General features: G+C 75.0%; 8 protein-coding genes and 1 pseudogene. 2 read left to right on the top strand and 7 right to left on the bottom strand.

The window, feature by feature from the left end; genetic code table 11:
• The 6 genes from GT045_RS32510 to GT045_RS32485 all read right to left on the bottom strand — a co-directional run.
• On the bottom strand, window positions 1-1,178 hold a 1,178-nt coding region (locus GT045_RS32510), incomplete at its 3' end, for a hypothetical protein (protein ID WP_345942823.1).
• Window positions 1,179-1,573: 395 nt separating this feature from the next.
• On the bottom strand, window positions 1,574-2,152 hold the full coding sequence (locus tag GT045_RS32505; protein WP_161336384.1) for a hypothetical protein: 579 nt from the start codon (window positions 2,150-2,152) through the stop codon (window positions 1,574-1,576).
• Between the two features lie 125 nt (window positions 2,153-2,277).
• Entirely contained in the window at window positions 2,278-3,492 is a 1,215-nt protein-coding gene (locus GT045_RS32500; RefSeq protein WP_161336383.1) for a PP2C family protein-serine/threonine phosphatase, read from the bottom strand.
• Window positions 3,489-4,637, bottom strand: coding sequence for an FUSC family protein (locus GT045_RS32495; RefSeq protein ID WP_161336382.1), 1,149 nt, complete (start codon window positions 4,635-4,637; stop codon window positions 3,489-3,491). Before GT045_RS32495 ends, GT045_RS32500 begins: the two co-directional genes overlap by 4 nt.
• Before the next feature lie 135 nt (window positions 4,638-4,772).
• A complete protein-coding gene (locus tag GT045_RS32490) occupies window positions 4,773-5,210 on the bottom strand; it encodes an SRPBCC family protein (RefSeq protein ID WP_161290685.1) in 438 nt (145 codons plus the stop codon).
• Window positions 5,211-5,385: 175 nt separating this feature from the next.
• Window positions 5,386-6,201, bottom strand: a complete 816-nt coding sequence (locus tag GT045_RS32485) for a serine hydrolase (protein ID WP_161336381.1) — start codon at window positions 6,199-6,201, stop codon at window positions 5,386-5,388.
• 385 nt (window positions 6,202-6,586) lie between these two features.
• On the opposite strand from GT045_RS32485, the gene GT045_RS32480 reads away from it, so the two are divergent.
• Both GT045_RS32480 and GT045_RS32475 read left to right on the top strand, forming a co-directional pair.
• Window positions 6,587-7,624, top strand: a complete 1,038-nt coding sequence (locus GT045_RS32480) for a permease (protein WP_237539052.1) — start codon at window positions 6,587-6,589, stop codon at window positions 7,622-7,624.
• Complete coding sequence (locus GT045_RS32475; protein WP_161336380.1) at window positions 7,621-8,433, top strand: TIGR03943 family protein; 813 nt, start codon at window positions 7,621-7,623, stop codon at window positions 8,431-8,433. The genes GT045_RS32480 and GT045_RS32475 overlap by 4 nt, the downstream gene beginning before the upstream one ends.
• 16 nt (window positions 8,434-8,449) lie before the next feature.
• Here GT045_RS32475 and GT045_RS32470 read toward each other — a convergent pair.
• A pseudogene (locus tag GT045_RS32470) lies at window positions 8,450-9,309 on the bottom strand (IS5 family transposase).
• Window positions 9,310-9,349 lie beyond the last annotated feature (40 nt).

Raw genomic sequence — 9,349 nt, 5'->3', positions numbered from 1 at the left:
GGGGTCTGAGCGGGCGCCTGAGCCGGGGGCTGGGCCGGGGTCTGAGCGGGTGTCTGAGTGGGTGCCTGGGTCGGGGTCTGAGCCGGCGTCTGAGTAGGCGCCTGAGCCGGGGTCAGGGATCGGATGGTGCCGTGCAGCCGGGCGAAGACCTCCTGAGGCATGGTGTCCGCGCGGTCGACGATCCGGGCGGCGCGCGGATCGGTGGCCCGCGCCTCGGCCTTCTCCTCGTCGGTCAGCAGCATCGTGCGCAGGGTGAGGATCTCGTCGATCTCCGCCGCGTCGTGCAGGTCGCCGGGGCTCTCCGGCGCCACCTGCGGATGGTCCGGCAGGATGATCGGCGCGGAGAGCAGGGACGCGCCGGTGGCCCCGTCCTCGCCGCCGGACTGCGGCGGCGCCCCGCCGAGCACCGGGAACGTGAAGGCGTTGCGGCAGCCGCGCGCCTGTTCCGCGAGGCCGGCCGGCGGATCGATCAGCGACACGAACTCGACGCCGTCGCCGACGAGAAGGGTGTGCGTGGCGAGCAGGGCCCGCCCCAGCACCGTGCCGCGCGGGGCCGCCGGATCCGGCGCCTCGTCGGTGTTCTCGGTGCGCACGCGCAACCGGTACAGCTCGGGGGCCAAGGGCTCGGCCTCGACCGTCGTCCGGGCCCGTACCTCCCGGCGCCGCCGCGCCGTCCGTCCCGCTCCGGCGGGCAGCGGCTCGTACTCCGCACCGGCCGGCGCCCGGACCGCGACGGTCCGGCCGCCGCGCAGCAGCTCCTCCAGGGTGAGCACCACCTCGGTCTCGCGGGGCACCGCCTCCTCGAAGGACAGGTGGGTGACGCCGTCCGCCGTCCGCAGCGACTCGACCGGCCGGTGCCCCCCGTCCCCGTCCGCCGCCTCCACCTGCTTGTGCTGGAGCTGCAGATACCGCACCCGCACCCGTACGGCCGCGTCCTCGCGCCGCACCCGGACCAGGCACTCGGTCCGCTGGTACCAGGAGTCGGCGGAGCCGGAGAGTCCGGGCGTGACCGGGCCGTCCCGCTCCACCCAGTTCCGGGGCAGCAGGACGCCGAACTGCCAGCGGACCCGGTTCTTCGCCGAGGACCGGCGGTAGGGGTAGAGCAGGTACCCCTCGTACAGCACGGCGTCCGCCACGGCACACAGCTGCGCACAGCCCTCGCCGACTCCGTTCACCACGCTCGCTCCTCGCCACTCGTGATCCGCGCTTCCCTCCCCACGGTCACACCCGCCACGCCGGCCCGCCCCTCCGGCGCACCGTCATTGGGCCGGACAGGGGAAGCACCGCAGCGTCAGCGGGCGGTGAGGCCGAGGGGGAAGGTCGGGGGCGGGCTCGAGGTGGGTTCGCGGCGGGCTCGCGGTGGGCTCACGGCGCTCGCGGTGGTGACCGGGCGGTGCGCCGGGCGGCGGCCGGAAGACGGGCAGGCGGACGGGAGAGCCGCGCGGCGCGGGCCCCACGGCCGGTCGGTGCTTTGCCGCTCCCACCGGCCGGCCGTCGATTGCAGGCCCACCAGCCGGCCGCTGGTTGCGGGGGCGCGGCGCGCGGCCTGGGGGCGGTGCAGTGGCGGCGGGGGTCAGCGCAGCAGCAGGTAGTGCGTGACGAGGGCCCTGGCCCGGTCCGCGTCGATGCCCAGGGCCCGCCCGAGGGTCTCCCACCGGCGGTCGCCGTTCTCCTCCAGCACGCAGGCCGCTTCCCGGCCGGCGCGCCGGCTCAGCCGGTCCAGCGCGGCGGCGGCCCGCAGCGCGGCGGCCGGCGCGTCCTCGGCCAGGGGGATCAGCTTGTCCTCCAGGGCGGCCAGCAGCGCGGCGAGGTCGGCCGGCAGCGGCACGGTCCGCCGCTCGACCGTCCGGATGTGCCCGTCCCAGTCCCGGCGCTGGGCCGAGACGTCCAGATCCTCCAGGCCGTCCCCGGCCGGCCCGTCCCACGCGACGGGGGTGCTCGGCCCGCGCCAGCCGCAGGCGCACGAGGCGCGCACGGCCGCCGCCCTGGGCCTGCCCATGGAGCCGTCGTACGCCCACCACTCGCTGGTCCGGTACAGCTCGGCGTCGCTGCCGATGTCGAAGTACGCGGGCTTCGGCTCGCTGCCGTCGTCCAGGACGGCTCCCACGATGCCCTCGTGGGACTCCCCGAACTCCTCGGTCGTCCAGCCCACGGCCGCACCCCTCCCCACGACGGCTACGTCCCGCCCATCATCGGCGACAGCGCGCCGGGCCGGACGGCGGACGGCGAAAAGGGGCCGAAACCGGGCCTGTCACGACCGGGTGTGTCCGCGGCCGGTCACGGGGCTACGGGCGGCTCCGGCAGCCGTTCCAGGGCGACCAGCGCGGCGTCGTCACCGAGGTCGCCGTGCGCATGGCGCACCAGGTCCCGGCGCAGCCCGGACACCATCGCCTCCAGCGGCCGGCCGGCGTGCGCCTCGACGCGGGCGGCCAGGTCGGGGAACCGGCCCCGGCGGTCCCGGGCCTCGATGAATCCGTCCGTGTACAGCAGGAGCCGGTCGCCGGGCCCGAACGGAACGGTCTGCACGGCCGGTGCCGTCTCCAGCAGGTCCCCGAGACCGAGCGGAGCACCGGGCCGGTCGGGCAGCAGACCGCGCACCCGGCCCGCGTGCACCAGGAACGGCTCGGGGTGCCCGCAGTGCACCAGCCGCGCCACGGGCTCGCCGGTCGGGAACTCCACCAGGAGCGCGGTGGCGAACCGCTCCGTGAACAGCGACCCGGGCGTCGCATCCGGCCGGCCGTCGTCCAGGATGTCGTCCGCGGCGGCGATCTGCCGCCGGGCACGCTCGTCCAGCCGCTCGGCGACCCGCGTCAACGACGGTTCCAGATGGGCCAGTTCACGGAACGCGCCGAGCAGGGCGGCGGACGCCCCGACGGCGGGCAGTCCCTTGCCGCGGACGTCGCCGACCAGGACCCGGATGCCGTACGGCGTCCGGATCGCCTCGTAGAAGTCGCCGCCGATGTTCGCCTCGGACTCGGCCGGCAGATACACGCCCCGCAGCGCCAGCGTGCCGATCCGGTGGGGGAGGGGGTGCATCAGCGCCCGCTGTGCCGTCTCGGCGACGGAGCGGACCTGCTGCAACTGGCGCTCACGGCGCCGGCGCAGGGAACAGGTGGCCAGCGAGGTCAGCCCGACCACGAACAGGCTGAACAGCACGACGTCCGAGTCCGGCTGTCCCCACTGGCCGGCGTCCGCCTGGAGCAGGGCGGTCACGGCCAGCGCGACGCAGCCGAGGACCGCGGTGGCCCACAGCGGGAGCAGTACCGAGGCCAGGACGGGCACGGCGGCCATGACCGGCGATACGTGCAGCCAGTCGGGGGTGAGCAGGTCGGTGAGGGCGACGACCGCCATCAGCAGGACGGGAGCCGCCGCCAGCGGACGGGAGCCGGCGAGGCGGTCGCGCCGGGTCGTCTCCGGCGGGAGCGTGCCGGTGCCGGCGTGGCGGGTGGCCGGGGAAGCGGTGGGCCGGGTGGTGGTGCGGTGGAAGGTCATCGGCGCAGGGAGGTCCGTAGCGGGTTGCGTACCCGGTGGGTACGGGCGGGCGGGGCGGGGGCCGGTGCCGAGAGGCAGCACAGGGCCGACTCCAGGTGGCGCAGCAGGCGGTCGGGCTCGGCGCCGCCGGCCGGGGGATCACCGCTTGCCGTGCCTGCGGTGCCTGCGGGGCCTGCGGTGCCTGCGGTGCCTGCGGTGCCGAGCCGGGCGAGGGCCTGGCGTGCGGCGGGCAGGGCGGGGTGCGGCCGGCCGCCCCGGCAGGAGTAGGCGCACAGGGCGGTCGTCCGCAGCAGCCGGGTGTACGGCCGGGCGAAGGACGGGCCGCAGCTGCCGGCGGCCCCGGGGTGCGCGTCGAGGAGCCGGCCCGTGGCGGTGAGCTGGCCCGCCACGTCGGTCAGCGCCCGCAGCACCCGGTGGTCCAGGTGCCAGCGCCGGCGCCGGGCGGCCGGCCGGACGTTCCACCGCACACTCTCGTGCGCCGCGTCCACGGCCGTGCGGGCTCGCTCCAGGGCCGTGCCCAGCTCCTGTTCCCAGCCGGTCCCGAGCACGTCGCGGGGCCGCTCGCGCCGTGCGACCGCGTCGGCGAGGCCGTCGAGGTCCCGGGCCACCAGCACCCGCAGCTCCTCCAGCGTCCGCTCGGCGGTCCGGACGCGCACGGCGGGCAGCAGCAGCGCGCTGCACGCCAGGCCGAAGGCGATGCCCAGCACGATCTCCGCCAGGTGGGAGACCAGCTCGCCGGGGTGACGGCCGCGCACCAGGGCGAACGTGATCAACGCGGTCGCCGGCACGTGCACGCCGTAGTGGCCGAGGAACCCGCGGCGGGCCAGCAGCACCGAGACGAGGACGACCAGGGCCAGCCCCGCCATGCCCGGCCGGGCGTACAGGGCGCCGGGTACGGCGACGAGGACGCCGAGCAGGCAGCCGGCGCCGTAGCGCACGGCGGCGGAGACCGTGCGCACCACCGTCGTCTCGACGATGAGCAGCGCCGCGACGGCTCCCGCGTACGGGTCGGGTGTGTGCAGCAGCGTCGTACAGGTCTGCCATGTCAGCCCGGCGGCCACGGTCGCCCGGGCGGCGTCGGCGCCGTCGGCGCGCGCGACGCGCCGGGCGTGCGCCGACAGGACGGACCACCGTGCACCGCGCATGCCGTCCTCGCCCCTTCCTCGTCGCGTCCCGGGGCCGCTGCGGCGGCCCCGGCAAGGCCGCCCAGGATAATCGGACAAATGGGGCACGAGGCAAATGGTGTGCGCGGGGTTCGCGGACCGGTGTCCCGGCCCGGGTCAGCCGGCCGTGTCGTCGCCCCCGTCCGCGGTGGCGCCACCGCTCCGCGTCCGCACCTGGTCCTCCAGCCGCCGCAGGCTGCCGTCCAGGGCGTCACGGACCGCCTGCTCGCCCGGGTCGTGACTGTCGTCGAAGAAGGACAGGTGCACGGTCACCTCGCTGGTGCCGCTGCCGATGCCCGCCACCTGGAGCCAGCCGGTGTAGCCGCCGTGCTCGCGGGTGCCCCACTCCATCCGCATCTGGTCCGGTTCGGACCGCAGCAGCGCGGCCGTGTCGTGGCCGGTACGGTCCTCGTGCACGGTCACGGCGGGCGGGTCCCCGACATCCACGTGCAGCGCGCCCGGCAGCCAGGCGTCGAGCCGGCCGGCATCGGCCGCCTGGTCGAAGACCTGCTCCGGCTGTGCGGGCATCGTGCGGGAACGTTCGTACTCGGCCATCGCGGACACCGTCCTTCCGGTCGGAGGTCGTACCACCGCCGCGTGCCCCTTCCAGGGCGGCCGAAAAGCCCCGGGCGCGCCGTCACGGAACCGGGGGGTGGCCCTCATGCCGCCGTGGCGCCGGGGCCGCGAGGCCGTGTGGCGCTGCGTTCCGGCTCCTCGGCCCGCGGGTCCCTCAGGCGAGCGCCGACCGCGCCGTCCGCTCCACCAGGCGCACGCCGTCGCTCATGGACGCGCTGCCGTCGGACAGGACGGCCACCAGATACCGGTGTCCCCCGGCCGTGACCCGGCCGATGCTGTTGACGTCCCAGCGACCCGTGGTGGTGCGCTGCAGCCAGCCGTTTTTCAGCACCTTTCGGGACTTCGCGCCCCCGGCCGCGGAGACACCCCAGGTCTGCTCGGGTACGACACGGCTCATCAGGGCGCTGACGTACCCACGGGACTTCTCGTCGAGCCCCCCGGAGCCCGGGTGCGCGGCGCCCGTGGGGTCGAACACGGCACGCAGCAGCCGTATCTGGTCGCCGGCGGTCGTCCGGGTCAGGCCCCACTTGCCGCCCGGCCCGCCCTCGGTCGCCCCCAGTCCCAGTCGCTTGTTGGCGGCCGCCAGCCCCGAGGCCCGGCCGATCTGCCGCCACAGGGCGTTGGCCGCCGCGTTGTCACTGCGCCGGATCATCGGCTCGGCGAGGTCCCGCTCGCGGGCGGTCAGGTGCCGTCCCTTGTCCTGCGCCTGGAGCAGCAGCGTCGCGAGGATGTCGACCTTGACGATGCTGGCGGTGTCGTACGCCCGGTCCGCGCCGTGGATCACGGGGGCGCGGCCGGCGGCGTCCAGGTCGAGCACGGCCGCGGTGGCGTGTGCCGCGGTACGGCCGGGCGGGGCGGTGGCGGCGGCGGCCGGGGGCGGCTGCAGCAGGCCGGCGCAGAGGAGGGCGGCGGCCGAGGCCACGAGGGCGCCGGCCTTGGTCCGTGCGGTGCGGGAGGAGCGGGACGACATGGGTCACGAACGTAGACAACGAGCGCGCCCGGCGACGTGGCCACCGTCACCTCCGGACCCTGTTCGCCCCGCTTTGTGAGAAGAGCCACCGTCCCGGGACCCAGGACAGAAGCGGCGGACCGGCCGACCGGCAGACCGCGGGGCGGCAGACCGGACCGGTAGATAGGCGGGGCGGCGGACCGGCGGGGCGGCGTACCAGCAGGCCGGCGGACCGGCGGACCGGCCGACCGGTAGATCGGCGGGGCGGCGGACCGGCCGACCGGTGCGGCGGCGCGCGACCGATGGGGCGGATCGTGGTCACGGGTGGTCCGCACGGCGGCGTGTACGCGCGTCCGGACCCCGCTCCTCGCTTATGGTCGGCCGGACACCGACATCCGGAGTGATCATGGAAAGAACGGATGACCTCGTTGGTGTGGGGGACGGCGCGGCGGCCGTACCCCTCGGTCCGACCCTGCGCCGCCCCCGTCCGTGGCCGCTCGGCGCCGCCCTCGCGGTCGCCGCCGGTGCCGCGGCCCTGCTCCTCGCGGCCGGCACCCGGTGGCTGGACGCTCCGGCCGTCCGGGCATGGCGAACCGTCAGCCTGGCCATCACCGTCCAGGCCCTGCCCTTCCTGCTCCTCGGCACGGCCCTGTCCGGCGCCATCAACGCCTTCGTGCCCGCCGACCTGTTCACCCGTGTGCTGCCGAGGCGGCCCGCCCTCGCCGTACCGGTCGCCGGTGTCGCCGGTGCGATCCTGCCGGGCTGCGAGTGCGCCTCCGTCCCCGTCGCGAGCAGCCTGATCCGCAGGGGGGTGACCCCGGCCGCCGCCTTCGCCTTCCTGCTCTCCGCGCCGGCGATCAACCCGGTGGTGCTCACCGCCACCGCCGTCGCCTTCCCCGGGGACCCCGCGATGGTCGCCGCGCGCCTCGTCGCCTCCCTCGCCACCGCGGCCGTGATGGGCTGGCTGTGGCTCTGGCTGGGCAAGGAGGAGTGGCTGCGCCCGCTGCTGCGCCACCGGCACACCGGCCACCGGCACGGGCACAGCCGCTGGAGCGAGTTCCGGCTCGGCTTCCAGCACGACTTCCTGCACGCCGGCGGATTCCTCGTCCTCGGCGCCATGGCCGCCGCCACCTTCAATGTCACCGTGCCGGGCGCCGTCCTCGACACCTTCGCCGGCTCGCCCTGGCTCTCGGTCCTCTTCCTGGCGGGCCTCGCCGTGCTGCTGGCCGTCTGCTCGGAGGCCGACGCGTTCGTCGCGGCCTCCCTCACCGGTTTCTCGCCGACCGCCCGGCTGGCGTTCCTGGTGGTCGGTCCGATGGTCGACCTGAAACTGATCGCGCTGCAGGCCGGCACCTTCGGCCGGGCCTTCGCCTGGCGGTTCTGCACGGCGACCACGGTCGTGGCGGTCGCCGCGAGCGTCCTGATCGGAGGCGCGCTGCTGTGAGACGCCCTGTACAGGCCCTGCTCCTGGCACTGACCGGCACCGGTCTGCTGCACGTGGCGCTCTTCACCGACACCTACCTGCGCTACGTCAAGGCCGGGCTGCGCCCGCCGCTGATCGTGTCCGGCGCGGTCCTGCTGCTCCTCGGCCTGGCGGCAGCGGTCACCCGCGGCGGCGGACGACGGCCCGCTCCCTCGGACGGCCACGACCGCGCGCCCACGCACGCGGGCGACCACGGGCACGATCACACCGCCGACCACGGGCACGATCACGGCACCGGCCACGGGCACGATCACGCCGCCACCCCGCGCATCGCCTGGCTGTTGTTCCTCCCCGCGCTCAGCCTGCTGTGGTACGCCCCGCCCGCGCTCGGCGCCTACACCGCGGCACGCGCCGGCAACAAGCCGGTCGCCGTGCAGAAGAGAGGGTTCGCCCCGCTGCCCGCGACCTCACCCGTGCCACTGACCCTCACCGACTTCACCAGGCGCGTCCAGCTGGACCGCAGCCGCGCCGTCCAGGGCCGTACCGTCCGGCTGACAGGCTTCGTCACCCCGGCCGGCGACGGGGACGGCTGGTACCTGACCCGCATCATCTTCTCCTGCTGCGCCGCCGACTCGCAGACCGTCAAGGTCCGCATGTACGGCACGCAGGCGCCGCCCGCCGACACCTGGCTGGCGGTGACCGGCACCTGGCACCCGCACGGCAGCCTGGGCACGCGGCACGCGGAGCCGGCCCTCGACGTCAGGACCGCGACCCCCGTCGCCCAGCCCGTGAACGCCTTCACCGACGACCTCCCGCTGACCCCGTCCTAGAGATCGTCTTCAAAGGTCAGATCCAGAGCATGATTGAGGCGATGGTGACGGCGGCTTGGTAGGACTCGCGGGTCTTGTCGTAGCGAGTGGCCAGCCCGCGCCACTGCTTGAGGCGGTTGAAGCAGCGCTCGACGACGTTGCGGTGGCGGTAGATGTCCCGGTCGAAGCCGGGCGGCCGACCGCCGCGTATGCCGCGGTTCAAGCGGCCGAGGATCTGGTCGACGCGTTCGGGGATGGTGTGCGGGATGCCGCGTCGTCGCAGGTAGGCGCGGATCTTTCGAGAGCTGTAGCCCTTGTCGGCGACCACGTGGTCGGGCCGGGTCCGCGGGCGCCCGGGCCCGACTCTGGGCACGCTGATCGAGCCCATCACCTGCTCGAAGCGGGTGCAGTCGTTGGCGTTGCCGCCCGATAAGACGAAGCCAAGAGGGCGGCCGCGTCCGTCGCAAGCCAGGTGAACTTTCGTGCTCAGTCCACCACGGGATCGACCGAGGGCGTGATCACCCGCTTCGTCCCTGTCGACGGCCCCTTTTTGCCGCCGGCGGCGTGCTGGTGTGCCCGCACGATGGTGGAGTCGACCGAGACGAGCCAGTCGATGTCTCCGGCCGCGTCTCTCTCCGCCTGGATGGCCCGCAGCATGCGCGAGAAGGTGCCGTCCAGAGCCCACCTGCGAAAACGCGTGTACAAGGTCTGCCAGGAGCCATAACGTTCCGGCACGTCACGCCAGGCCGATCCGGTCCGCAGCTTCCACACGATCCCGTTCAGTACCACCCGGTCGTCCAAACGGGGCCGCCCTGCGGTCCCCGAACTCGGCAGGAACCGCGACAACACTGCCCACTCGGCATCCGAAAGCTCATGACGACGCACCACGACAAGCATGATCCCTCATCACTTGATCACCTTTGAAGACGATCCCTAG

This window comes from Streptomyces sp. SID486 (assembly GCF_009865385.1).
In the GTDB taxonomy this organism is placed as follows: Bacteria; Actinomycetota; Actinomycetes; order Streptomycetales; family Streptomycetaceae; genus Streptomyces.
The sequence above is the reverse complement of the archived record's forward strand: the minus strand, read 5'-3'. Positions and strand labels throughout refer to the sequence as shown.

What these genes read in the sequence shown, in the direction of transcription:
- GT045_RS32480 (WP_237539052.1), top strand. Translation starts at nt 6,587, where the DNA reads ATGGAAAGAACGGATGACCTCGTTGGTGTGGGGGACGGCGCGGCGGCC.
- GT045_RS32485 (WP_161336381.1), bottom strand. Translation starts at nt 6,201, where the DNA reads ATGTCGTCCCGCTCCTCCCGCACCGCACGGACCAAGGCCGGCGCCCTC.
- GT045_RS32495 (WP_161336382.1), bottom strand. Translation starts at nt 4,637, where the DNA reads ATGCGCGGTGCACGGTGGTCCGTCCTGTCGGCGCACGCCCGGCGCGTC.
- GT045_RS32500 (WP_161336383.1), bottom strand. Translation starts at nt 3,492, where the DNA reads ATGACCTTCCACCGCACCACCACCCGGCCCACCGCTTCCCCGGCCACC.
- GT045_RS32490 (WP_161290685.1), bottom strand. Translation starts at nt 5,210, where the DNA reads ATGGCCGAGTACGAACGTTCCCGCACGATGCCCGCACAGCCGGAGCAG.